General features: G+C 47.5%; 21 protein-coding genes. 4 read left to right on the top strand and 17 right to left on the bottom strand.

Going from position 1 to position 25,169, the window contains the following annotated elements; translation table 11 throughout:
• Positions 1 to 99: transposase domain-containing protein (locus O9X78_RS12880; RefSeq protein ID WP_269618468.1), on the top strand; the 99-nt coding region annotated here is incomplete at its 5' end.
• A 49-nt stretch (positions 100 to 148) separates the two neighbouring features.
• On the top strand, positions 149 to 820 hold the full coding sequence (locus O9X78_RS12875; RefSeq protein WP_269620106.1) for a GGDEF domain-containing protein: 672 nt from the start codon (positions 149 to 151) through the stop codon (positions 818 to 820).
• 106 nt (positions 821 to 926) lie between these two features.
• Here the strand turns inward: O9X78_RS12875 and O9X78_RS12870 are convergent, their stop codons facing one another.
• The 15 genes from O9X78_RS12870 to O9X78_RS12800 form a co-directional block, all read right to left on the bottom strand.
• On the bottom strand, positions 927 to 2,609 hold the full coding sequence (locus tag O9X78_RS12870) for a wax ester/triacylglycerol synthase family O-acyltransferase (protein WP_269620105.1): 1,683 nt from the start codon (positions 2,607 to 2,609) through the stop codon (positions 927 to 929).
• Positions 2,610 to 2,890: 281 nt separating this feature from the next.
• Positions 2,891 to 3,838, bottom strand: a complete 948-nt coding sequence (gene trhO, locus O9X78_RS12865) for an oxygen-dependent tRNA uridine(34) hydroxylase TrhO (RefSeq protein WP_269620104.1) — start codon at positions 3,836 to 3,838, stop codon at positions 2,891 to 2,893.
• A 7-nt stretch (positions 3,839 to 3,845) separates the two neighbouring features.
• Positions 3,846 to 4,172: a BolA family protein gene (locus O9X78_RS12860; RefSeq protein WP_269620103.1), complete on the bottom strand. Its 327-nt coding sequence runs from the start codon at positions 4,170 to 4,172 to the stop codon at positions 3,846 to 3,848.
• 33 nt (positions 4,173 to 4,205) lie between these two features.
• Complete coding sequence (locus O9X78_RS12855; protein ID WP_269620102.1) at positions 4,206 to 4,568, bottom strand: TfoX/Sxy family protein; 363 nt, start codon at positions 4,566 to 4,568, stop codon at positions 4,206 to 4,208.
• Between the two features lie 11 nt (positions 4,569 to 4,579).
• Positions 4,580 to 5,623, bottom strand: a complete 1,044-nt coding sequence (locus O9X78_RS12850; protein WP_269620101.1) for an aminotransferase class I/II-fold pyridoxal phosphate-dependent enzyme — start codon at positions 5,621 to 5,623, stop codon at positions 4,580 to 4,582.
• Positions 5,620 to 6,555, bottom strand: coding sequence for an adenosylcobinamide-phosphate synthase CbiB (gene cbiB / locus O9X78_RS12845; protein ID WP_269620100.1), 936 nt, complete (start codon positions 6,553 to 6,555; stop codon positions 5,620 to 5,622). Before cbiB ends, O9X78_RS12850 begins: the two co-directional genes overlap by 4 nt.
• 288 nt (positions 6,556 to 6,843) lie before the next feature.
• Positions 6,844 to 7,599: an amidohydrolase family protein gene (locus O9X78_RS12840; protein ID WP_269620099.1), complete on the bottom strand. Its 756-nt coding sequence runs from the start codon at positions 7,597 to 7,599 to the stop codon at positions 6,844 to 6,846.
• Between the two features lie 121 nt (positions 7,600 to 7,720).
• Positions 7,721 to 8,995, bottom strand: coding sequence for a glycosyltransferase (locus O9X78_RS12835; protein ID WP_269620098.1), 1,275 nt, complete (start codon positions 8,993 to 8,995; stop codon positions 7,721 to 7,723).
• 43 nt (positions 8,996 to 9,038) lie between these two features.
• The gene (locus O9X78_RS12830) at positions 9,039 to 9,299 is read right to left on the bottom strand and encodes a hypothetical protein (RefSeq protein WP_269620097.1); all 261 of its coding nucleotides are present in this window, start codon (positions 9,297 to 9,299) and stop codon (positions 9,039 to 9,041) included.
• A gap of 107 nt (positions 9,300 to 9,406) precedes the next feature.
• Positions 9,407 to 13,165: a cellulose synthase subunit BcsC-related outer membrane protein gene (locus O9X78_RS12825; protein WP_269620096.1), complete on the bottom strand. Its 3,759-nt coding sequence runs from the start codon at positions 13,163 to 13,165 to the stop codon at positions 9,407 to 9,409.
• Entirely contained in the window at positions 13,162 to 14,298 is a 1,137-nt protein-coding gene (gene bcsZ, locus O9X78_RS12820) for a cellulose synthase complex periplasmic endoglucanase BcsZ (protein ID WP_269620095.1), read from the bottom strand. Before bcsZ ends, O9X78_RS12825 begins: the two co-directional genes overlap by 4 nt.
• Positions 14,298 to 16,553, bottom strand: a complete 2,256-nt coding sequence (gene bcsB, locus O9X78_RS12815) for a cellulose biosynthesis cyclic di-GMP-binding regulatory protein BcsB (RefSeq protein ID WP_269620094.1) — start codon at positions 16,551 to 16,553, stop codon at positions 14,298 to 14,300. Before bcsB ends, bcsZ begins: the two co-directional genes overlap by 1 nt.
• On the bottom strand, positions 16,550 to 19,210 hold the full coding sequence (gene bcsA / locus O9X78_RS12810) for a UDP-forming cellulose synthase catalytic subunit (protein ID WP_269620093.1): 2,661 nt from the start codon (positions 19,208 to 19,210) through the stop codon (positions 16,550 to 16,552). The genes bcsB and bcsA overlap by 4 nt, the downstream gene beginning before the upstream one ends.
• Positions 19,203 to 19,979 (bottom strand): cellulose biosynthesis protein BcsQ, encoded by a 777-nt coding sequence (bcsQ, locus tag O9X78_RS12805; protein ID WP_269620092.1) that lies wholly within the window; start codon positions 19,977 to 19,979, stop codon positions 19,203 to 19,205. The genes bcsA and bcsQ overlap by 8 nt, the downstream gene beginning before the upstream one ends.
• Positions 19,979 to 20,182 (bottom strand): hypothetical protein, encoded by a 204-nt coding sequence (locus tag O9X78_RS12800; protein WP_269620091.1) that lies wholly within the window; start codon positions 20,180 to 20,182, stop codon positions 19,979 to 19,981. The genes bcsQ and O9X78_RS12800 overlap by 1 nt, the downstream gene beginning before the upstream one ends.
• A 214-nt stretch (positions 20,183 to 20,396) precedes the next feature.
• Here O9X78_RS12800 and O9X78_RS12795 point away from each other — a divergent pair, with 214 nt between their 5' ends.
• Both O9X78_RS12795 and bcsG read left to right on the top strand, forming a co-directional pair.
• Positions 20,397 to 22,010, top strand: a complete 1,614-nt coding sequence (locus O9X78_RS12795; protein ID WP_332108531.1) for a BcsE family c-di-GMP-binding protein — start codon at positions 20,397 to 20,399, stop codon at positions 22,008 to 22,010.
• Positions 22,011 to 22,219: 209 nt separating this feature from the next.
• On the top strand, positions 22,220 to 23,842 hold the full coding sequence (gene bcsG, locus O9X78_RS12790) for a cellulose biosynthesis protein BcsG (protein WP_269620090.1): 1,623 nt from the start codon (positions 22,220 to 22,222) through the stop codon (positions 23,840 to 23,842).
• 20 nt (positions 23,843 to 23,862) lie between these two features.
• Here bcsG and O9X78_RS12785 read toward each other — a convergent pair whose 3' ends face one another.
• Both O9X78_RS12785 and O9X78_RS12780 read right to left on the bottom strand, forming a co-directional pair.
• Positions 23,863 to 24,258, bottom strand: coding sequence for a TM2 domain-containing protein (locus tag O9X78_RS12785; protein ID WP_269620089.1), 396 nt, complete (start codon positions 24,256 to 24,258; stop codon positions 23,863 to 23,865).
• A gap of 151 nt (positions 24,259 to 24,409) precedes the next feature.
• Complete coding sequence (locus O9X78_RS12780) at positions 24,410 to 25,084, bottom strand: class I SAM-dependent methyltransferase (RefSeq protein WP_269620088.1); 675 nt, start codon at positions 25,082 to 25,084, stop codon at positions 24,410 to 24,412.
• Positions 25,085 to 25,169: the final 85 nt, after the last annotated feature.

Below are 25,169 nucleotides of genomic sequence, written 5' to 3'. Positions count from 1 at the left end.
CTAGACCCGCAGGCTTACCTGAAAGACGTGATGGAGAAACTGCCGACACATCGCGCCTCAAACATTGGTGAGCTACTGCCGCACAATTGGCAGCCTTGATGTAAGGTGAGTTCGCCGGACGGTTACAGTTCGCCGTATTTCTAATACATTGCAAATTATTCGACAAACCAACAATTACAATAAGCACCTTCAGTATAAGCAAAACGACGATTTGGGGACGCTGGTCAACGAATGTAACGAACTACTTAAACACGTATCGGAACATACAGAGAGACTGTCGACCTATTCTTATAAAGACGCGCTAACTGGAATTGGCAATCGTCGCTATTTTCAGGAACAGCTAAACTTCCATCAGCGAGTCGCAAAACGTAAAAACATGACGCTCTGTGTACTTGTTTTTGACCTCGATTATTTCAAACAGTATAACGACACCTATGGTCACGATGGCGGCGACAAGGTATTACAGCGTTTCGCTAAGATATTAGAAAACACCTTTACTCGCGAAATAGATGTGGTAGCGCGCACCGGCGGTGAAGAATTTATCGTCTTACTATTGGATAGCCAACAAGCCTTGGCAGCAGGGCTGGCAAACCGCGTCATAGACAAATTATATCAACAGAACATTCCGCATTCAGGTAGCGCAATTTCTGATAGAGTCACTGTCAGTGCGGGAGTCGCAACCTCAGAAATCACCGACACACTTAGTGCAGAATCGCTCATCATACATGCGGACAATGCCTTGTATCGCGCAAAACACGAGGGTAGAAATCGAGTTGCGCAGTCCACAACTCCACTCCGCCCAATGCCTACCCAATTATAAATTGGCGCACTAGAAAGTCCTCCGCGACACCTCATTGAAAGGTGTAGGGATACCGGTAGAAATAGAAGTCCGGAGCAAATAGTAATGCGCTACATTATTCACTTCACTATGCATTGGTATTTTTAATAGGTACGACGTTTACATCGTCACCCGCCAACAGCCCCGAAGCTTTTTTACTTGCTACAGATTTCGGTGCCCGGGTACTTTTAGCCTTACGAGCTACCGGTTTTTCGACAGGAGTAGTGACAGAAGTTTTACTCTTCGCTTGAGCTGCCACCTTGGGAGCTGCTGATTTACTTGTTGCGCTGGAGGTATTTTTCGACGCACTGCGCTTCACGGAAACTTTCGATGTTGATGTCTCACTTTTACTTCGCTCACCCTTAACTTCGGCCAATAGCTCGGCGAAGGCTTTCTCTATGCATTCGCGGTAAAACGCAGGATCTGGCATTGCTTCTCTATCACCCAAAATCGACATTGTCATAATGCCATTCGAACTAAAAATCAGATGAAAGAGACCGACTCCGGGCGTCAACAAACCTAAACCATAGTAGCGCACCATTTGCGCACCAGCGGAATACAGTGGGAAATTGGGGCCAGCCACATTCGACACAACTGAGCTAATACCAAGCGGCAGATGCCGTGTCCATTGGTTATTTGAATAGCTGTTTACTAGGGACTTTGTAATCGCCGGCGACATCACGCCAGCTAACTTCAGCACATCAACCAAAGGCGAGTTTTCACCATAAATTTTTGCTTCTTGTGAGCTCTTATAAATCGCCTTAAGACGATCTAAGGGGTCTGCCAAATTAGTATGCAACTCAACGAAAACCGAACCCACTTGATTGTTTTCATCGGTCATACCACGACGGGTGCGCATATCTAGGGGAATCGACACAGACAAGCTTTCATCAGGCAGTTCATTGTGATGATTTAAATAGTGGCGCAGACCACCGGCGACAATGCACAGAACGACATCATTTATTTTAACCTGCGCCGCATCCTTGACATATTTAACATCGTCTAGCTTAAATTCAGCAGCTTCAAAAACTCGATATGGCCCAACAGGGGTATTGAACCGTGTCTTCGGTGATTTAATCGATGGTATAGGAATTTTCTTTTGCGCCATTCCCACGGCCATTTTGCCAAGGTCACGCAATACGCCGACGCCGCCGGTAAAGAGTTTGACGCTGTTTTTAACATTGTTTAGCGCAGACGAGGTTGCCAAGTACAGCGAGCTAGGAGATACGTCAGCCGTCACAACAGCTACTCCCTGAGGTACAGCAGCGGGATCTGGCTCAAGATCATGAATCACTGACATAATCGACGAACCACCTGCGCCATCCACTAATGAATGATGCATTTTGGTATAGATAGCGAATCCGCCTTTAGGCACGCCAGGAATATTGTCTAAGCCTTCGATAATATAGGCCTCCCAGAGTGGGCGATTCATATCCAATGGGCGAGCATGAAGACGAGCGACTAATATACAGAGCTGACGCCAGTCACCGGGCTGAGGTAAGGCGATATGGCGAATATGGAATTCAACATCAAAATTGGCATCTTCCACCCAATACGGCCGATCGACATTGCCGGGAACCTTAAGTAATCGCGACCTAAAAATAGTGTGTTTAGAGAGGCGACGCTCGAAGTTAGCAATAACCCCCTTGAATCGCACAAAACCGCCGGGCGCGGTTGAAGGGTCATAAATACCAAGCCCGCCAACATGCTGGGGAGTGTTGGGATGCTCAAGGTTAATAAATGCGGAATCCAGAACGCCTAACTGCTTCATGCAATAAATCCTCTTATTGTAGTCATCCGGCTCATTACAAGTAGCCAAGCTCCCTTGCTCATTTGAGCATACTACATCAATTTTATGAGGATCAAAGTAATTCAAATGCGTTATCGCATTTAACCCGGTAATTTATCCCTAACCCCCACCCACAGGCCACTGCGTCCGACATCGCCGAAAATAATCAAATGCCTATTTTCAACTCCATTTGCATCTAGATTCACCAAATCTTGCATTAGCGTGACTGCAGACTCATCGCCTAAATAGGTAAAAAACGACTATTAATTACGTTCACGTGATTTACGTTGACGTGCTGGCGGCGGAGCACCAACATGCTCTTCATTACGTAAACGAGCCAATTCAACCTGTTTCTGTCGATCACGAAAACGCTTTTTCTGGTCTTCTGTCACAAGCTCAAAACACGCTGGGCATGTCACCCCTTCTTCATAAAACTCACTCTGTTTGTCTACGTCTTTAATGGGCCGTCGGCAACCATGGCAAAGATCATGTTGACCAGTCGCTAATCCATGGGTAACAGAAACGCGATTATCAAATACAAAGCATTCGCCCTCCCATAAACTTTCTTCTTCAGCGACTTCTTCTAAATACTTTAAAATGCCACCCTCTAAGTGATACACCTCTTCAAAGCCTTCATTTTTCATGAAGGCTGAGGCTTTTTCGCAGCGAATACCACCGGTGCAAAACATGGCGACTTTCTTGTGCTTTTGGGGATCGTAATGCTCGCGCACGTAGTCCGGAAACTCTCTAAAACTGCTCGTCTTGGGATCCAGCGCACCGCGAAAACTACCAATTTCAACTTCGTAATCATTGCGGGTATCGATCAACAATACATCTGGGTCAGAGATTAGCGCATTCCAGTCCGTCGGTTTAACATAACTGCCAACCACTTCATTGGGATCAATGCCATCAATGCCCATAGTCACAATTTCTTTTTTAAGTTTTACCTTCATGCGATAAAACGGCTGCGCCGAGTCAAAGGATTCTTTATGCGCTAAATCCGCTAAACGCGGATCGGCGCGCAAATACCCGAGTACTGCATCTACTCCCAAACGAGAGCCCGCGATGGTGCCGTTCAAACCTTCCGCAGCCAGCAGCAAGGTGCCCTTCACGCCCGCGTTAAGGCACACCTCTAACAATGGCTCACGCATTTCGTGATAATCAGGAAGGCCAACAAATTTATACAATGCCGCTACAACAAACTGGTCCATATGCTGATTAACCCTGATCCTTTTTACTGCCACCAAGACAATTCGGCGAATCTGGCGCCGGTGCAGCCCGATTTGCCCACTCTTCTGGACTATAGGTATGCATCGCCAATGCATGCACTGGCCCGGCCAGCTCCTCTGCCAACAGCTGATATACACTCTGCTGGCGCGCCACCTTGCGCTTAGTACTAAAAACGTCGGCCACAATCACTAATTTGAAATGGGTTTCTGAGTTTGGAGGCACACTATGCATATGGCTTTCATTAATCACTTCAAGATGCTGCGGACTTAATGCCGCCGCTAGTTTGCTGGTAATACTGTCTTGAATCACTGTCATAATTTCAACTCCGCCACTGCAAATCGGTGAGCATTATACACTGCTGCGCGGTTTCTTCGTCTTTTCAGCAGCGCAGCGCATCGCCGCTGCATACGCGCGGTTAGCCCACGTGATGAGCATCTCCGAATCATCGAGCGCTTCTTCTGGGGTCTGAAAATAAGACAGTGCAACGTCCTTTGCGCCGCGGGAATATATAAACGGCGGCAAGCCAAGGGATACAAAGTCACTTTTACTGTCTTCATCGACTTTTAGGTACAGGGTATTGTCAAAAACAATACCAAACATCAAACCCTCTAAAAAAATGCCATAGCCGCCAAACATTCTACGCCCACTAATCGGGCCAACCCATTGAAGTTGTTCCATCAGGTAGCCGATAAACGCAGACTCAGACGCCATTCCCTTCCCCGCTACGCAGCCAATGCAGAAATATTTAATTTTCCGAGACGCTCAGCCAGCTCATCAATATTCGCCGCCAAGCCCCAGCGCATGTAAGCGACTTCGCCGCAGCGATACACTCGCACTGACAAACCCAACTGGTAACACGCCGTTTGAAGCAACTCGGCACGAACCAAGGGCATAATAAGGGTGATAAACAATGCTGAATGCACACAACGCACGCCGTAAGCCGCAAAGGTCGACGTCAGCAACGCTGCTTGTTGCTCAGATTCTCGTTTCAATTTCAGCCGCATTTCCCGCTGCCAGCCAGCATCAGCCAAGGCGCGCTCGCCAATCCACTGCGCTGCGCCGCTGACCGCCCAAGGGCCCAAGTCTTTATTTAAGATCGCTAACAATGACGGCTCTGTTATCACAAAGCCTAGGCGAAGTCCCGGCAAGCCAAAAAACTTACCCACGGACCGCAATAAGACAACCCCTCTCTCACCTGCCATTGCCGATACATCACTCTCTGGATTGGCATCAGCAAAGGCTTGATCGACAACCAATAAGCCATCTTCAGGGAGTAAAGAATGCCAGAATCGCAGCTTAGCGATGCCGACTTGATCCGCGCTGGGGTTGTTCGGACTGATAAGCACCAAATGCTTAATACCATCGGTCACTATTTGGCGTGCGACACGGTCTCGATCATAGTCATCGAACAGTGAAATATCGTGACCGGCCAAATGCCAGCGATAGCGATGCTCTTCATAGCCAACCGACGGCAGTAATACCCGACCGCGAGGCGCCATAAAAGGCAGTTGCTGAATAACTGGCTGACTTCCCGCTGTTGCCAATAGGTTCTCTGCTGCCACACCATAATACTGCGCCGCCGCCTGTTGAAGCCCATCGCTAAAGTAGGGCAACTTTGTGTAACACTCCATTGGCGGCACTGGCACTGGCCAGGCCGAAGGATTAACTCCGGTTGCCAGATCAAGCATCTCTAAGTCAGGCGGACTAGCCGGCATGTGGCGGGGGTCGCCACCATGACGGGGAGCCAAATACGTGTCTTCATTCATACCATAAGCCCTAACATCACCGCGCCGACCACCCACAATAGCAACAGACGGTTGATCAACCGAATACTTCGCTCCAAATCTATGGCACGTGGCTTGTGCCCACAACCTAAATGAGGACGGACCACCGTTTCGCCATGATAGGTCGCGGCGCCACCCAAAACTATATTCAGAGCCGCCGCACCACTCGCCATTACCGACCCCGCATTGATACTTTTCCAGCGCCAACCCTGCTCAAACCAACAACGAAATCCTCGGCCCGACAGGGCTAATACACTGAAACCAAATGAGGTAAGTTGCGCAGGAAAAAAATTGAACACATCATCACTTCGGGCGGCACACCAACCAAAATAGCGATAGCGAGCGCTTTTGTATCCCCACATAGCATCCAATGTATTCGATAATCGATGTAGCACCACACCAGCGGGGCCAGCCAAAGCATACCAAAACAAAGAAGCAAAAAGCGCATCACTGCTATTTTCTAATGTGGTCTCTAGGCCCGCCGACAAAATCTGTTCATCATTTAACGAGGCGGTATCTCGACTGACGATATAACTTATTTTCAATCGCGCCTCGTCTATATTTCCCGCCGACAACGCATGGCCGACAGGACGAATGTGCTCGCACAAACTACGCCAACCTATAGCCCAGTAGAGCACAAGACAGTCAAACATGAGCGCTGATAATGGAGACAGTTGATCAATATAGTCGCGTAATACCCATATTAATAATACCGGCGGACACACCAATAATGACCACCCAACGACACCATAGAAACGTGTAGTTATTGGTCGCGCGCCAATATTTAAGCGCGACTCGATATGCTTCGCCACATTTCCAAAACCGACCAGAGGATGCCAGCGAGTTGGCTCGCCCAAAACTCGATCTAATAACAGTGCGCAACCCCATACCATCGCAACAAGCCCCGCGCCCATGATCATCGCCGTCGAGTATCCAAAGGTTCAAGCACTGGGACTAAACACCACATAAGCAAATCAATCAGAAAAGCTACCATAAAAGGGACATTACATAGTCAAACGGGGAAATCATCCATCACCATCAAAAGCGGTTACCAAACAAGCTACGCTGAATCTGAAATCAACACCGTAATAATAACACCTTGGAGATATAGCTGATGGTGGTGGGAAAGGTATTAGCGCAAGTAATTTAGCCGAGGCACTTTAAAGAACCAGACTAGTCGGGTCAACACGATAAACAGACGTCTAAACGCCTAGACGATAAAAGGCCGAGGCATTATCCCACAGTACTTTCTTGGTTGCCTCGTCGCCAAGCGCGTTGCCAATTATTTCTATATCGACCGGATTAAACGCGCGAGGCGAACGTGTGGAAGGAAGATCAGTACCGAACATTAAAGCATCTGGATTAATGTCAAATAGCCGCTTTATCGCTTGGCTAACCGCAAAATCTACCCGCCCAAATCCCGTTGCTTTAACCCGAGCGCCGCTTTCCGCCAATCTATACAAAAGTGGCAAACCTTCTTTTGATAATCCCAAATGATCAATACTAATTGCCGGAAGCTGACACAATTTATCGGCGAAGTCAGTTAGGGTTTTGCAGTCGGCGTAGATTTCTATGTGCCAGCCTAGTAGATCATATACCCGATGAGCAAAGTCGCAGAGATACTCGCTTCCCTCAGAGCCGCCGCGCCGTAAGTTAAATCGCACTGCGCGCACACCGTGACCAGCAAGTAAAAATAAATCTTCATCGCTAACGGTATAAGGGAGCTGAGTTACACCGACGAAAGTCGGGCCCAAGGCAGCAAGTGCGGCAATTAAATAGCTTTGGTCAAAGCTCTGAAATGAACCCGAAACAACGGCGCCGCCACCGACACCTAATGCCGCGGTTTGACCTACGTAATCGTCAACGGTGAATGCCTCTGGCAAAAAACCATCATTACTGACCAACGGAAAAGCAGGATCAATAATGTGCAAGTGAGCATCAAAAATCATGTGTTGCATATAGCAATGACCTCCGCCAGCCCGCTTACAAAGCCCGCGTATCAGCAACTTTTATTATTAATTTTTTGGGTGTTTTGTGAAGCCTGTCAACATTCGCAGATTTAAGCCTTAAAAGCAATGCTCAGGAATCATCCTTACTTCGCTCAGCCAAACGCCCCTTCAGCTCTATCCATTGGGACATATATTGATGACTCTTAAGAGAGTGATGACGCAGCATCAAACCGGTAAAGTGACATTGCCTGTGGGTTTGGAGTGAATTTAAAAGTTTCTCTACCCGCTGTTCAAATAGCGGCAAATACACATTCCTTTGAAAGCGTGACGCGATCAAACTCTCCCCCCTTTCCTGAGCTAACAACCAATCATTCTCTGTCTGATAAAGTGATATGACCGCAGCAGCAAATTCGTCGGAAAACACCGCAGAGTCGGGAATGACCACACCACTCCATGGCATTTCCCCGTGCATGCTTTCGGCACCCACTTCACTGGTCACTGACGGAGTACCGCATTCCATCGCCTCTAACAACTTCCCTTTTTGACCGGCGCCAAAACGCAGTGGGGCCAAACAAAGCCGCGCGTGTTCAACCACATCAACAGCATCTTTAGCCCAACCCTTTACCAAAAAACCCAGCTTTTCATTGTGAAGCTGAAGCGCTTTGGGTGGCGGATACGCGCCGTAAATATGGCATTCAACAGTAGGAAGTTTCTTACGAATTTTTGGCCAAATCTCAGACCGTAAATAGTGCACCGCATCCCAATTCGGCGCGTGGCGAAAATTCCCCATCACCACGCAATGCTTGCGTTCCTCAAAGGATTTCCATTTCAGCGTAGCTCCGTCATCATGATTAGACAAAAGTGGCAAGTAATGGAGCAGTTCTGGCGCTACTCCGTAAAACCCGACCAACAGCTCCATCTCATAATCCGAAATAATCAGGCTCATATCACAGCGCCATATAGCGGCTACTTCACGTTGCGCTAATTCACTAAATAAGTCGCCACGCTCAACCGGCCTCCCCTGCTTTAACGCCTGATGACGGCCGTGACGCAAGCAATGTAAATCTTCGGTATCTAAAATACGCAGTGCCGATTGGCAACTACGCTCAACACGCCAACCAAATTGCTCCTCGGTGAAAAAGCGGTCAAACACGACGACATCCGGTTTCAACTTTTCAACAAAAGCGTCAAAGGTCGAGCAATTAAGGGTAATATCGGCCGTTGCTACTCCCATTTCATCTAAATTAACGCTGTGTTCGCTGCGCTGCGCTGCGCTCGCGAAGGTCATGTTTGCACTTCGGCGCAGAAATACCGAGATTAAATCCATCATCCGTCGACCCGCCGCCGAAGAATTTGGCTCAGGCCACACATAGCCAATGATTAGAACGTTCAAACAAGTTTTCAAAAATCCGCCTGTAAAATATACGGTAGATTAGTAGTACCGTGGATTATTTATCTGGGGCACAAAAGTTGGCGAAACCCTCATTTTCCAGAGTAAAGCTCTCTTGCTCTGAAAGCTCCCAAGGACGTTCACATTTCTCAGTACGCTCGCACCACGAATAACCGGCAGATCCAATACACCCCTTCGCGTTATGATCGCCGCCAACAACGACAGGCCCGGATTCTCGACCAGATTGCTGTGACGCCGATTGATTAGCGCAAGAAATCAACAGAATAGCAAAGACAACAAGAACTAGTTTGCGACTCATTTTTAAGCACTCTGACTTATATAAACAAACTATATTCAAATATGTGAGGGACAAGATCGCCACGTAATTATTTGCATTAATGAAAACCTTGCTTGGTATTTCTTAAGCTAGTCAAACTCACCATAGGGTATTGGCGGTTCAGGTGGTGTCCATATTGGCTGCCATCGATCAGTAAAGGTATATTTTGCATATATCACTACATGGTTTGGCTCGTAAAAATCTGCCCGCTGGATATCTGCTGACAAGCCAACATACCAACGTTTACTTACGCGCTTTTCAAGTGCAGCTTCTAGCGCATAGCCAAAGCCTCCCCCCGAAGTACTCCCACTACCGAGTAAATACGGCGCATCTTCCGTAGACCATGAGTTAGACACTGAGGCAGCCAATAAATAGGACCATTTAGGCCCATGTCGACCAAAATACCTAACTGGTAAAGAGACTGATACGTAATTTTGTGGACTAAAATAGGAGCCGTGTTGCAAAGTAACTTCGCTTAAATTTTTGTCGTATTGGAAGTGTAATACGTTTAATCCCACCCGGAATTTCCGATCTTCATCGTCTATGAGTCTGTGATACACGCCCCCAAGAAACCCAAATCTCGTATTGTCTGCAACACGCTCGCCGGTCATTTGATGATATTGCAAACTCGCCCAATATCCATTGGCGCCGCCAAGATCGTAGCTCAGCCCTAATTTGGCACCGCTACTGATAACACCGCCCCACTCCGCACCTACGGTCTGAGCACCGTTGGGCACTTCCATACCGGCGTATGATAGCGTGGTACTAACCTCGGGCCGCTGAGACAGTACCGCATTCCAACCAAACTCGCCCACATCGCCTTTAATACCCACGCCGCCAACTAAACTGGACTCTCTAAAACCAATGGGAGTAGTTCCAATATCGGCGTGCCATTTTTCAGCCTCCCAACCAACGCCAACAGCAATGCCTCTCGCCGATTCAGCAAAGGGGACTCTGGTAATGGTGGTTGGCGGTAGCGCATCGGGATCCAAATAATCAACAGTGCCAGATTTAACGGTTACGTAATCTACTCTAAATAATAAATGGCCATCTAATGAGGGCACCGGCCATCGCACTTCTACCGGCAGCTGCGAGGTGGTGTCTTTGCCGCTACGAAAGCTATGATCCAAACCAAATTTTATATAACCGTCGCGCCGCTCACGCAACTCGCTGATAGTAGATTTAACACTACTGGTTAACCAGTAATTTTCATCCGCTGTCTGATACAAGGTTTTTTTACTAGGTACTGGCCCATCGGCGCTATAGCCTTCCTCCATCCTTGCCGTTTTAAGCGCCGAATACGCAAAGGATTCACTGGCATCCCAGTCACGCCTCTCTTTTTCTAATAACATCGCTTCTCTAAGCTGCTGCGCACTGGCATCTTTTCGATTTGCAAAAACCTGCATAAAGCGATTTCGTTCTTCTATTAGTTCCTCGCCTTGTAATACACGCACGATGTCCAATATCTGGCTAGGGTTCAGCTGACTGTTATCTTCTAGCAAGACGTCACTTTGTTTACTCAACTCGGCTTTATTATTTAATTGCGCGGTAATTTTCAGCAAACTAATACGGGCCGCTAGTTGACCTGCGCCGGGATTTTCAGCAGCACGCTGATACATCGAATAGGCAATGATCGTATCGCCACGCTCCGCATAGTACTGCGCTCTGGCAAGGTCGTACTCTAGGGCCAACTCATCCAACTGTGCTTGTTCTGCAGGTGAATATTGCCCGCTAGCCCAGCGCTGCTGCCCCTGTGAAAAGCGGTCGAATTGATTCAGTTTAAGTAGCAGGCGGCCAAAATCTAAACGGGACTGCATTGTCCAAGTATCATCTGGACTCAAGCCATTCGCTATTCCTATCGCCCGCTGCCGCTCATCCAAATCCAAGCATATTTCTGCCAAGCGCAAAAGTGCTCTCGGCTGCCCCACATACTGCTGCGCCATTTTATCTAACTGATCACGCTGCACAGTCCTATCATCCGCGTCGGGCCGTTTAATTGCCGCCAATTCATTATCTAGCTGTAGGCGCATGACATTCTTTTGCATCGCTTCACTGCGCTTTGCTTCCGGAATGGCGGTCATTACGGTAATTGCTCGCGCAGAGTCGCCTCTCGCCGACAAATAAAGACCATAGGCAAATGCCATCTCAGGACTTTTATCCTGAGCCGACGAATCAGCCATATAGTTATCTGCGCGGATCTCTTCTCCTACGTTAAGTAATGCCGTTGCAATATCTGCGCGTTGCCAAGGAGATACCGGATTTAATTCGATGGCACTATTAATCGCAGCGATATAGCTGTCTCGGCCCTGTTGTGGATCCAGTCGTTTAAGCATATCCATTTGCTCATCGACGCGAAGAGTATTTAACTCCGCTGCGATACGCTGCCGCTGCGCGCCCGAATATTCTGCATCCGCCAGCGCCAATGCCGCGCGACGACCACTTAATCTTTCTCGTACATTCACACGGCCTAATAGTGCTGAACGCGAGTTAGGGTCTCGTCGTAAGGCCTCTAAATAGAACACGTCGGCGGTCAATGGTTTGCCTCGCGCGAGAGCAAGTTCTGCCATCGCAATAAATGTCGCTGCATTCGAAGGATCAAGTTCACGAGCCCGCTTCAACTGTGCATCGGCCTCATCAAATCGGCCTTTCTTCGTTAAAGATTCGCCACGACGCAAGGCTGACCAATATCGACTAGTGTCGATTAAGCCCGCCCATTTACTTGCCATATCTGGGTCTTGGTTATATTGCGCGGCTTTGTTGAAATAAAGAATGGCGCTGTCATGATCACCACGACGCAAATAGAGAATGCCTAAACCACCCAGAACATCGGCATCTTCAGGACGGCCTCGCAGGGAGTATCGAAGTTGCTTTTCTGCTTCATTCAATCGATTCACATCGAGTAAGGCCAAACCCTGCTTTTTCGCACGGTAATATGGATCTTTGAGGCGTTCCTGCTCAGCAGCAAGCTCGTTAAGAACGTTGCGATACGCATTTTGAATATCCAAGTCTCCAGGATACCGCTGCGCTAACAATGCGTAGTCATCCAACACCGACGCCGTGTTTGGCAGACGACCTAAAGCGCGAATCCATGAGTCGGCGGCACGCCGACCAAAGCCGTCTCCCTGCGCCAATCGTCGATAGATAGCCAATGCCACAGGATCGTGCGGATTACGTTGACTTCGGAAATCAGCAAGGGTCAATTCCAACAGCGCAACGTCCGGGTATTGCCGATTTATTTCCAGCAATCTGTGCAGTACAAAGGCATCATTACCTTTTATATGAGAGAGCACATCGAGATATTCCAGCTCCAATTTTAAGGTCGGCATACCGTCTGGAAACAATTTTTTATAGATCAAGAGTGCTTCGTCATACCGCGCAGCACGACGAAAAATACGCGCTTGCTGCAAGGTATTACGTTGACTTGTCATCGCCTTGATATAAGAAGCAAGCTGCCGAGTAGTAAGGGCATCTGGGGCGCTATTTTCTTGCGCCAGTAAAATAGCGTCTGCGCCTATGGCATCGCCGTTCTCAATTGCCATGTAGGCTTTAAAAAAAGCCGCGGCGGGCTTATTGGGATCTAATAATAGCAATCTATCTAAAGCGCTAACTAATAATTCTCTTCGATCAAGCGCATCAGCTAGCTGCATCTGATCGACTAATTCGTCGACGATACGTAGATTCGACTCATCGGGATTAACCGTCGAAGTACCAGTCTGAACAACGCTTTCAAAACCAAATTCTTCAGGCGTTTGGGCATCTGAGTTGGTTTCACCACTAAAAAACCACTGGTAAAACAAACCGCAAAACAGCACAAAAACACAGAAGTAAATCCATCGCCAAAGCTTCAAGGTTGACACCCTGACTGCCATGCGGTGAGCAGCGCGCCATTTTCAGAAAACTGAAAATAGCCCTGATCCCAACCCATTCCGAATAAACCTAATACGCTGTTGTAATAACGTGAACCCGCACTTGCACCATCCCAACCTTTGTTCGCTCGTTGACGCTGCTGATCTAGCGCGTCGGTCATATTGTACTGCGCTAGAAAGGGTAACAAGGCGGCGGAAAACCCAAACGGCCCGGTACCGGAATAACTCCCCGTCACGGTATCGATTTTCTCCGGCGGGAAAGTATTACGTTCAACGGCTAATGCCATCGGCGTCATCGCGGCGACAATACGCGATTTATTTGGGTTGGTATCCGCAAGCATTCCTGCCCACAAATAACTGCGTATCGCATCGTAACTTCCAACGCCTAAAACCCAGTTTTCAAGACCTCGGCCTGGTTTAACGTCGACCCAATCAGGAGAATATCCCTTGGGCATAGTTTGTAGGATTAACTGAAGGGAAGCAGCGGAAATCTTTTGCCAATCTTGCCTGGGATACAGTTCTGCAAAACGATCTAAAATTTGCAGTGGCACATAGCTCGGGTTTAAGCGAACGTTTCCCCCACCGCTATCAAAGCCTCTAGGTGCTGGTAAAACACTTAAACCCAAACCGGGTACATCGAGTACTTCATAGCGACGAATTTGCGCTAATAATAAATAGCCAAGCGATGTGTAGTAATAGTGATTCCAAAGACGACCGGCTTCAATCAGGCTGTAGGCTATCCACAAATCCGAGTCTGAGGCTGAGTTATCATCAATCACACCCATCGGATAATTCGCCCGTGACGTGGGGGTTTGATTCAGTCGCCCCCATAACCAAGCAGGTAGATACGCACCTAGATCACCCGCAGCGAGTTCAGTCTGGGTCCACTGCAACAACCGCTCAAAGCTTGCACGGTCATTCGCGACCAGCGCGAAAAACATTCCGTACGCCTGCCCCTCAGACGTCGTTATTTGTCGCGTATCACTGCGGTCTATGACGCGTCCATCTTCAATGTACGCCTTTTTAAATGATTCCCAATGCGGCCAAAGACAGGCATCGTCAGCGAATGACGACAGTGGAAGCAGTAAAAGGAACAAAAGTGCCGCCAACTTCACTATTCATCCTCACCCGCACGTAAACGCATAGCCGCAATTTGGTTAAGAATCCGCCAGAACACCACCACCAACATCGCTATCAGCGCTAGAGCGCACAATAAAATAACAAAGGGATGCTCAGAAAAGTGGTACCAAATTAGCTGCCAAATCGGCAGCTTTCCAACATAGTAGCGGTCGCCGACCAAATAACTGCTTACAGCATCCTCTCGAAACACAGCTACCGAGCCGAACATCGCAGCGATTTTGCCACTGTCATTAAAGGCTGCACCAACCTTAGCAAGGTCTTCAGTACTTGCCGCCATCACAGCGATAACACTTCGACCAGCGCTAAAGGGCGATTCAGCACCGACCACAGCCGCCAATCCCCCTGTCGCACTCACATTCACATTTTCAGCGACCTCGTTATCTACCGCTCGGCCATTCTCTCCAATATTCAAGGAGGACTGTCTATTGCGAACAGGACTCAACATCGTCCTTTCGGTTTCGTTCAAAATCATCGGTAAAGCGTCATCGTCATTCATTGCCTTGCTCAAGGCAGGCGTGACGCTAATCGCTAAAATATCCTTTTTATGTAAACGCGCAGGATCCCAAGAATTAACAACATCCACCGCCACGGCCGGGTATCCCGAGCTTGCACCAATAAAGCCAAGGATTTGTAAGAATGTCTCAATTTCTACCTTGGTCAAGTTCTGCGGCAAGACAACTACCGTTTCGCTTAGATCCGCAAGCCGCGTAAACGGGAAACCCGCGTTAGCGAAAGCACGTAGACTAGGCATTTCTATGTAATGAGGATAGCCCGAGAAATCGACGCTTGAGCTGCCGTCCATCACCGCTTGCGGCGCTTCTGCTGGCAAGGTCTTACAGGCACCGTTGGTGACACTGGTAAACGCAAATTGGAATCCCAGCTGGTTTTTACTACCTACTTTAAATGCGGGAATCCTAACCAAATCGCCATCGCTAAAGCGATCTTCAAGCAGCGGAATACGAACCCGCTTTTCCCCTCCGCTTATACCGCTTTTATTTAAATTAAAGGCCTCAACAAACTGTTTATTAATCGATACGCTCATACGTGAGCCGTCATAATCCTCGGCAGGCGGTGAGTAGCGGTAGCGCAAATCCATAGGAATACCGCGGCTGCGCCACGTAAATAAGTCTGGAGGCAACTGCAAGGTAATATTGATCGGCATGCCATAACGGCCAGTAACTTGTAGGTCTTGCTTATCTTTCACCAACTCAGAAAAGAGCACAGGCCGATCAGTGCGCACCCAGGCCGGCGCATCATAGGGCTTACGCGGTTTTACTTGTAAAGCGTGATTAATTTCTGCAACGGAACCACTCAATACAGAATTACCCAGTGCCAAGCCCTTTACAGCCGTAAGCAATTCATCGGTATCACTGCCCATAATCAATAATAATTTAACGTAAGGGTTTTCTGGATCGCTAATCACCTGGAGGGTCGGCTTATTTACTGGCGGATAATCCTTTAAAAATCCGGGACGCTCATCATTGGTCATGAAAACCAACGCGTGTTGATCAGGTAATGTATTGACGTGCACAGGGAACTCCGCACCCCGCCACTGTGACAAGGCACCGAAATATGATGCGCTTATCCCGGCCGCCTTGATCAACTCCATGCTAGGCGAGTCGGGCACAACAATCGGTAAAACAAGCTTGGTAAATTCCCGTGCATCGAAGAACGGTGCCGGTAAAAAACCCAGATCATTCTGCAAACGAATTTTGCGCGACGTTACATGTAAACTGCTATTTTTACTAATTTCAGCCCAGATACTTTGATCATCTGGATTCCAGCATTCAAGATCTAAATGGCCAATCAGCTCTATACGAATCTGGTTATAATTTGAGAAAAATCGCGAATCCAAAGGTATTTTGGATTCCACTACATCACCCTGCGTTCCCTCCTCAACAGGAACCACCTTCATCAACTCTTGGTTAAAATACACCTTTAGATGCGAGAACTTTGACTGTAATGCCGGAGAGGAAATAAACGATAAATCCAACTCCCCACCTGTTATCACCTCGTCAAGTCGAGAGCCAAAACCGATATAGGTATCGCTTTTACTACCCTGTAATTCAATAGATGCTGAATAACCCAGGTCGCTTAGCAAAAAATGGCGTTCAATGATTTGTGGTTCATCATCCACCATCACGGACAAAGGCTCTGCCTCGGCCAACGATGCCAGCAGCAGGACAGTAAATGCGACGATTTTAACAAGTCGATAATTAGCGAAGCTCATAGGTATTCTGCTCTCGGCGTAACTTTTCTCGGGCTAAAAGATGATAAATATTTAAAGCGGCCAACCAACCAGCGGGCAATTTCAGGCAACGGCCATGGTGCCAATGCAAACAAACGGCGATAACCGTAAATAGCGGCCCGAAAAACAGCCGCCATACTGGCCATGGGCCGATCAAACTCATAGGAATCCTGCCATTTCACCCACGTATCAGCACGGGCGAAAGTGCATTGAACGTAATTAGTCATTTGCTCGGTGCTGAGTGGTTTTAAATGTAAGCCCATGGCATTTTCGAGGGTGTACACGCTGCGCATAGGGAAGGTAAATTCACGGTTCGCTCGCGTTAATATAATATCAATATCAAATTGCCCACGGGGCAGTTTACTCATATCGTTTACGGCGACTCTCAAGCCCTCTAGGGAAAAGTCCATCACCGTTGCTTGCAATAAATGACCGCTATTTAACCTCACCATAGCCGGGATACTTGTCTCGACTCTATGCACGCGACGCACCTGTTTCATTTCTGAAGCAACAGCGACCGCACTACCAATAATCAATACGTTATAGAGTGTCCACGTCATATTAACGAGAACCGCGCCGATCTCGTTTTGCGGTCCATTAAAATACCGATAAACACCAAGAGCCAAACCAATAAAATTAGCTAACACGAGCACCATATATGGCGCAGATATCACCCAGTCATAGTAGGACTTTTCTACTAACCCACCCTTCGCTGTTACATTAAAGCTCCCTTTGTGAGGAGCAAATAAGGCGACCGTCGTAGGCCTTGCGATATACCATGACAGCACTACTTCATAGACTTCGCCCCAAAATGAGTAGCGGTATTTGCCCTGCATTCGCGAATTTGTAATGCTGGAGTGCAGAACATGTGGCAGCACATATAGCACCAATATCAGTGCCGGCGCGTAAATAATGTAGCTGTGAAATATCAAAAATATTAGCGGCGCCGTTAAAAATACGAGCCGCGGAATACCTGACAAAAAGTGCAACATGGCATTCAAATAACACAAGCGCTGGTGCCATTTTAAGCCGGGGCCAAACAAGGGGTTGTCGGTTCTTAAAATCTGCGCCATTCCCCTAGCCCAGCGAATCCGCTGGCCTATATGTGCAGATAAGGTTTCCGTGGCTAAACCCGCCGATAAGGGCGCTCGCAAATATGCAGAACGGTAACCCTTGCGGTGCAAACGCAAGGAAGTGTGAGCGTCTTCAGTCACGGTCTCAACGGCAATCCCACCCACCTCTTCTAAGGGCGCGCGACGTATTATTGCGCAAGAGCCACAAAAGAAAGTGCTATTCCACAGGTCATTACCGTCTTGAATTAAACCGTAAAACAGACCACCTTCGTTGGGCACCTTGCGAAAATTTGATAAATTTCGCTCAAATGGATCCGGCGAAAAAAAGTGGTGGGGCGTTTGGATAATGGCTAATTTGGGATCCTTTAAAAACCAGCCCATACTAATTTGCAAAAACACACGCGTGGGAATGTGGTCACAATCAAATATCGCAACATACTCACCACTGGTTCGCTCTAAAGCGTAATTAATATTACCGGCTTTAGCGTGATTGTTCTTTGGCCTGCGGATATAACCGACACCAACCTCCGCGGCAAAGTCTTTAAAACTATCGCGCTTGCCATCGTCCAGAATATGGATATGGAGCTTGTCTTTCGGCCAGTCCATGCCAAGACAGGCATAGACGGTGGCACGAACTACGCTGAGATCTTCATTATACGACGGGATCATCACATCGACGCTGGGCCACAAACGAGAATCTTCTGGCAGTGGCACCGTTCCACGATGCAGCGGACGAATATTTTGAATATAGCCAAGCAACATCACCAACCAAGCGTAAGCTTCTGCCATGAGTAGACCGATACCAAAAAACAAGCCTACTGGGTCGTCGAAATTTAAGGTAGAACCACAGCGCCACCAAACATAGCGGCCGGTTGTAATCAGTGATAGTCCAACCATCAACATTAAGGGAATATGGCCGGGAACACGATTTAAAACGTAAGACAATAAAAACAATAAGCTGACAAAAATAAACTGATCTTGTACCGTCAGCGGGACGGTAAAGCTCATTATCGCCAGGGCGACAATGATGAAACCAAATATTGAACGTCCAAGGGTTGTCGCGGTGAATGGCTTTTTCGAGCTAGTATTTGATCCATTCGTAGCCTGCAATTCAAGCTCTTGTAGACGCTTACTAAAAAGCCGACTTAGTGGATTACTAAACACCAGTATTTTAAGTCTACTAGCGGCGAGACGAATCGGTGTCGGCTTTGGTATGGAATCTGAGCGCGTTCCGTCTAAATTCACTGACGTTTTTCTACCCGGCTGCTGCCTAACCAAGAATAACCAACACAGCTGGATCAAAAAACGAAAAAGATCGCTAAACCTAGGCCGGCTAAAATTAATCTGGGGGAAATAAATCAACGGCAATTTCCAGCTATATACGCCAGAAATTTTAGGTTTTAAGAACAGAAAACAAAACGTCAGCCACAGCGGAACAATAAAATAGCCCATCAATCTGTAGGGTTTCAATCCCCGAAATGCCGGCAAGCGAGCACTGTAGTATCGGCGCGCAACATCTACCAGTTGGCCAATATTAAGTTCGCTTACGTCAATTGATTTACTCACCAGCGCCGCCCTTACCAAATCGACCCAATAACCATAAGGCTAAAGAGTGAAAATCGCTTGCTGATTTGCTGTCAGGCATGTATTCGCTCACTGCAGCCATAAACGCCGCTGCCTCAGGCAAGGCGGTATCTTGATGAATAGACACGGGTAGCATCTGGGGGGAAAACTCCGCCCGCAACAACAATTCAATATCCATACTCAAACTGGAGTTGGTATTTACGCCATTTATGACATAGAGCTGTTTGTCACTAAGGGATTCCCCATTTAACGCCGCCTGTTTTAACAGCCGATAGCAACCAAGCTCTGGATTGATCACATATAAGGTAATGTCAGCCAAGGCATAAATTTCTTGGTAAAGTCTGGTAATCGTGTTTTCTTCCAACGCGCGATGACGATCTACCGGCATATCGACTAGCAGCCATTCGTCAGGCTGTGGCGCTAATATTTTAGCCATCGCGGCGATTGACGCAGGCAATGCTTCTCGAAACTGCGCGAACTGAAAATGGCTTAACTCCCCGAAGGGCAAAATTCGACGACCATCCGCTGACTGAAATGCACATCGCTTCCAGTCGTCACCGTCGACAATCGCCTGCGCCCAACCTGTTGGAATTTCCTGATCTACACCGTAGTGCACACAAAGTTGATTATCGGGGTGCAGATCGATAGAGAGCGTCTGGCAATCCGCGCGCTGCAAGGCAGATGCTAGATTCGACACTATTGTGGTCGAACCAACCCCTCCCCGAAAACCAGAAACAATGACAACAGGCACTAAGATTCTTCCTTGCTTATTTCGCTATTTCCTTTTAAGCCTGATACCCCGTCATTCGCCGCTAATCCGTTCATTTGCGCTAGGGCAGGCCATTTAAGGAGGATAGACAACACGTATTCGCCCTCACTTAACTCCTGATACCCAGAAGAGTCATCCCCAAATGCGTTATAGGCAGTACTTACATCACGACTATTAATCGACAATACGGTGTTCCTTGCTTTTCGCTCAACGTTCACATGCAGCGTGTTAACTGCTAAAAGACAGATTACCGATATTCGGCCTAAGGTTCCATATTCAAAGCCTCATCGCTACACCATTTCATTGAAATAGTTTACTATTTCCGCAAACAACGGCTTGCAATTCACATTGCTACCTAGCGCGTCGCTAATAGCAGGCGGGTAGTAAAGGACATTAGACATTCTAGATACTAACGTTGACATCAAGCCCCACTGGCTGGGGCTGGCAAATATCCCGGTAAGTGGCACTGAAATGACACCCGGTAGTGTGTATTTCTGCCTAAGCGCAGGGAAAAAACATGCCCCCGCGTTGATCGACAGTATCTGCAATCGCAATGACGCGCCTCACCTCATCGGCCTTTGCTCACCGGAGGACCTCTTTCGCGGGTATGATGATGACGCCGAACAATTACTTGAAAAATGCCTTAGTGAAAAATGTAAACGCGTACATTTTTGGCATGACCCAGAGCAAAAAATTCCCGCAACAGCTAGCGCCTTGTTACGCGATTTAAAAAAGATGTCGCCTGCTAAGCCTGCACTTTACATTATATTCATCAAAGCGTCCGCCTTTCCTAGTGACCAGCATCCCAAGCTAAACAACGTACTAGCTGCTTGGCAGAAATGGGCTAGGAAATACAATCACAGCGTATTGTTTCTTTGTCACGGTGAAATTAAAACCTTAGAGTCCGCTGCACTGCACTCTAATAGTTATTTGTCTGGTCTCACTAGTTTCTACGCCCTTGATGCCAGCCACTACCGCTACTTTATTCACTTTTGGGGCTCTTCAAACAGTGTTGTTGCAGACCAGGAATACCTGCTCGTTACAAACACAGTAGGCTCCCTAGAAGCTATGGACATTCCTGCAGAGCACACAGCGCATAGTGATTTCTCACCAGATAGCAACGTATCGAATGGCGGGATATATACCACTACTAGTATCGCCAATGAAATATCATCGGAACTACAAGTTAGCGTAAGCGTTGCCAGTAACAATCTGATTATGAATTCGATCGAGGAGCTTGGCAACGCAACGGTGATCTTTGCCTGTGCCTCGCCGAGCGAAGTGGTAGAACTCGCCACAATGACCTATCAACTGCGATCTCGTTACAAGCACAAAATTAAAATACTGATACGGGAAAATGTACAGTGCCTTCGTTACGCAGATGAAGAGTTCTTACTGAAGGCAGGGGCAAGCCAAATTATCCCTTACATTATCACCACTACGCGATTAATCAGCCAAATCGAAGCCATACGAGGCGACCAACTCCGGCGCAAACTGCCGCCAACATTGTACGGGCTTCTAGAGAGCAGACAAACGTCTGATTACCGGGGCTATGCAGAACCCCACACCTTCGCCGCAACTGTTGGCAAGACAATGGATGCACAGCGATACTCCGGCATCGAACATATTTTAGTGCGGTTTGAACCTCTACGCGGCATAACAATGGAGCAATCGCTCAATCTCTGCCATATCAAACGTGACGGCGATCTAATCACTGTTTGTCGAGGATTCATCTACATATTTTTGCACGCTTGTCGTCTTAACAATGTTGCTATTGCCTTGAAGAACTCACTACTATTACCCGTGCAGGACTCCTTCGGCTCGCAATCTATCATTCACGATGCAGACGACATCATCGCCGAGCTAGAACTTATTGACCTGTCTACCGACGGTATTCCAGCCGATATTGGCCAAAAGTTACTAGCCAGTAACCCAGAAAAGAATCAGAAAAACGGCGGCAATAAACGTATTTCGGTGACACTTGCCAATCCATATGTAATCAATCAGGGATGAAAAAACAATAAATCCATGGATATCAGAAGCTTTTTAATTACGCTGATCGTGTCACTTAGCGTCGGTATGTTTATTGGTTTTACACTCCGTGATTTTAGCCAATTTGTAATAGAGTTTATCCGTAAGTACCTTATCAAGCCGAGATTCCTCAAGCCTTATCAGACCAACAAAAACACCGAATCCTTGAACGAAGAAACCAAGGCGGAATCATGAAAGCCAAGACGAATACACCTATTGAAGACCTTGTTCTTCCCTCTGGTCTTGGCTGGTGGAATCTGTATTTTATTTGCAAAATTGGCTTGTACTTTCAGGGACTATTAGATTTTCACGGCCTTGAAAACTTCACCTTCGCAGCATGCTTATTACTACCCATCCGCAACTACTATGGCAATCTCGCGCGCCATATAGCGGCTATACCAGTCGGTCTACTGCTACTCCATTACGACTCTTACATGCCTCCGCTGTCTCGTCTAGTCGCGCAAATGGATCAAGTTCTGACCTTCGAGTTCAGTTATATCATCGAGCTACTCAGTCGTTTTATCTCTTTAAATATGCTTATGGCTGCTGTCGCAGCAGCAATCACATACCACTTCGCCGCAAAGGTATTTCGGGTAACCTCGGTGGTGCTTCTGGCCATCATCGTTTGTGGCATCAGCTCATTAAGCTCGGGGCCAACGACCATAAACATTGCCACACCTGTAGCGAGCTCAACAAAAAATGGCGCAGCAAGCGCACCAAACGACACCAGCAATGCGGCATTAAGCAACTATTTAGATAACTTCTTCCAAAGCGAGAAATCCCGCGTTACCCAATTCCCAAGCACCGATACGCAAACTGCCCCTTTCGATGTTTTATTACTGAGTATTTGCTCCCTGGGTGTCGACGACATCAATCTAGCGAAGCTAGACAATCATCCACTATTTCAAAAATTCGATATTGTATTCGACCAATTTAATTCAGCGACAAGCTATAGTGGACCCGCGGTTATTCGTTTGAGCCGCGCGACCTGCGGGCAAGCAGAACACAGCACGCTATATGGCCCAGTTCAACCCGAATGCCAGCTCTTTCATCAACTAGAGCAATTAGGTTACGACAAAGAATTGATGTTAAACCATGACGGCGTATTTGATTCATTCCTAGAGAAGACCCAACGCTATAGTGGAATTAGTTCAGCACCGTTTCCACACACCGGGATAGAAGCCACTCAGAAAGATTTCACGGGCGCCCTGATCTATAGCGATGCGGGAATGTTAAACGCGTGGTGGAAAGCGAGAACCAACTCATCGAGCGACAAGGTGGCCATGCTGTATAACACTACCAGTCTGCACGACGGTAACCGTATTCTTAATAAACCGGCGGTATTTGGGGTTGCTAGTTATCAGCAACGGGCGAAACTTCTTTTTGACGAGCTAGCAACCTTCATCGACCAACTAGAAAAGTCAGGCCGCAATGTTGTCGTGGTGCTAATACCCGAGCATGGCGCTGGCCTGCGCGGTGACAAAATGCAAATTTCGGGTATGCGCGAGCTCCCTTCGCCGTCTATTACCCACATTCCAGTGGCCGTCAAGCTTATCGGGCCGGAAATGCAGCGCAGCGATGGCGTTTCACATATCAGTGAAGCAAGTAGCCATGAAGCTATCTCGCAATTACTCGCTAACATTTTCGAGCAGAAGGTGTTTGACACTAAGAGCTACAGCGCGGCCCAGCTTTCTTCCAATCTCCCCCAAACCGCGCTTGTTTCGCAAAACGAGGGAAGTACCGTGATAAAAATTGAAGAGGATTTCTTTATTACCTTAGACCAGAAAAACTGGAGCCCTTACCCCACACAGTAGCCCCTGGACGTTGGCTGGGCTTAACTAAACAAAGACGCGTTCTTCTCACTAACCTGTTGGTTTAACGTCCAATAGTCATAAATGACACCAAACAAAAATAGACCACCGGTCAGCAGGTATAAAACTCCTGTCACCCATTTCCCCAAATAAAAACGGTGTAGTCCAAACACCCCTAAAAATGTCAGTAAAACCCACGCAAATGTGTAACTCACTGTTCCTGTCGAAAATGTTGAATCCGCATCACGATCCATACCTGGAATTAAAAATAGATCAACTATCCAACCAATAAAAAATAATCCAAGAGTAAAAAAATAAATCGTTCCACTAATGGGCCGGCCAAAATAGAAGCGATGCGCGCCCATAAAACCAAAAATCCACAAAATGTAACCGACCACTTTACTATGGGTATTGTTCATTACTTTTTTTGGCTCCTGCAAGCAAAACGCCATAAATTAAGCGCTGTAAGGCCCAAAAGTGTAGGGGATTATGATCGGGAGCTAAAGCCCGAAAGTGATATTACAACGAGCTATTTATACTAAAAGCGGCTCGAATAACTATAAATTCTTACTACCTAGTCGCCACGGACAAGATAAAAATCACCGACACGGGCTTCCCAGTTTCAACATTCAGTGGTTCACGCATTTCTTTAAGCGTTAAACCGCTGTCGGAAAATAACGTCACCCAAGACGACAGCGTCCTAAAGTACCACGGCGCCGGTTCAGTGAAATCAAAGCTAAAACCTTGCCAACTTCCCTCGCGCCAGCCATCACAATAGGGTTCACCGGTATAACAAGGATGTAAAGTTTGTATGATGCAGTGACCATTAGCAGTGAGCGCTTTGGAAATTTCAAGCAACACAGCACGTACGATACCCTTACCAAGTAATGAGAAATTGCACACTACACAATCTACTTTAGTTAGCCATTGGCCGTCAGCGAAACCTTGATAGGACATCACACTAAATTCACCACCGCGTGCACTCGCTTTGTTGACTAACTCAGGAACAACATCAACACCCCGTGCAGAGATACCAAGATCAGCCAATGCACGTACCAACCAGCCCTCACCGCAACCCAAGTCTAAAACCGACTTAGGCGCCTGCGCGACAACAGCATTAACAATAGCCGCATCTGTCACAGTAACCCGACTCGCAATTTCAGCCCCGCGCACTGCGGATGTCCATGCATCGACATTTTTATGCCATGAGCTAACGATCGCATCTTCAAAATTACTGTCGTCCATACAAGATACCCTCTATGCTCACTCAGCATTCAACTCGCGGCTCAATGATCATTCGTCATTAAATTTACTTGCAGAGCTTAGATTA

Origin of the sequence: Zhongshania aquatica, assembly GCF_027257955.1 — a bacterium.
Lineage (GTDB): Bacteria > Pseudomonadota > Gammaproteobacteria > Pseudomonadales > Spongiibacteraceae > Spongiibacter > Spongiibacter aquatica.
The sequence above is the reverse complement of the archived record's forward strand: the minus strand, read 5'-3'. Positions and strand labels throughout refer to the sequence as shown.

Coding starts and splice junctions, on each gene's coding strand:
- O9X78_RS12870 (WP_269620105.1), bottom strand. CDS start 2,609: ATGAAGCAGTTAGGCGTTCTGGATTCCGCATTTATTAACCTTGAGCAT.
- trhO (WP_269620104.1), bottom strand. CDS start 3,838: ATGGACCAGTTTGTTGTAGCGGCATTGTATAAATTTGTTGGCCTTCCT.
- O9X78_RS12860 (WP_269620103.1), bottom strand. CDS start 4,172: ATGACAGTGATTCAAGACAGTATTACCAGCAAACTAGCGGCGGCATTA.
- O9X78_RS12855 (WP_269620102.1), bottom strand. CDS start 4,568: ATGGCGTCTGAGTCTGCGTTTATCGGCTACCTGATGGAACAACTTCAA.
- O9X78_RS12850 (WP_269620101.1), bottom strand. CDS start 5,623: ATGAATGAAGACACGTATTTGGCTCCCCGTCATGGTGGCGACCCCCGC.
- cbiB (WP_269620100.1), bottom strand. CDS start 6,555: ATGGGCGCGGGGCTTGTTGCGATGGTATGGGGTTGCGCACTGTTATTA.
- O9X78_RS12840 (WP_269620099.1), bottom strand. CDS start 7,599: ATGCAACACATGATTTTTGATGCTCACTTGCACATTATTGATCCTGCT.
- O9X78_RS12830 (WP_269620097.1), bottom strand. CDS start 9,299: ATGAGTCGCAAACTAGTTCTTGTTGTCTTTGCTATTCTGTTGATTTCT.
- bcsB (WP_269620094.1), bottom strand. CDS start 16,553: ATGAGCTTCGCTAATTATCGACTTGTTAAAATCGTCGCATTTACTGTC.
- bcsG (WP_269620090.1), top strand. CDS start 22,220: ATGAAAGCCAAGACGAATACACCTATTGAAGACCTTGTTCTTCCCTCT.
- O9X78_RS12785 (WP_269620089.1), bottom strand. CDS start 24,258: ATGAACAATACCCATAGTAAAGTGGTCGGTTACATTTTGTGGATTTTT.
- O9X78_RS12780 (WP_269620088.1), bottom strand. CDS start 25,084: ATGGACGACAGTAATTTTGAAGATGCGATCGTTAGCTCATGGCATAAA.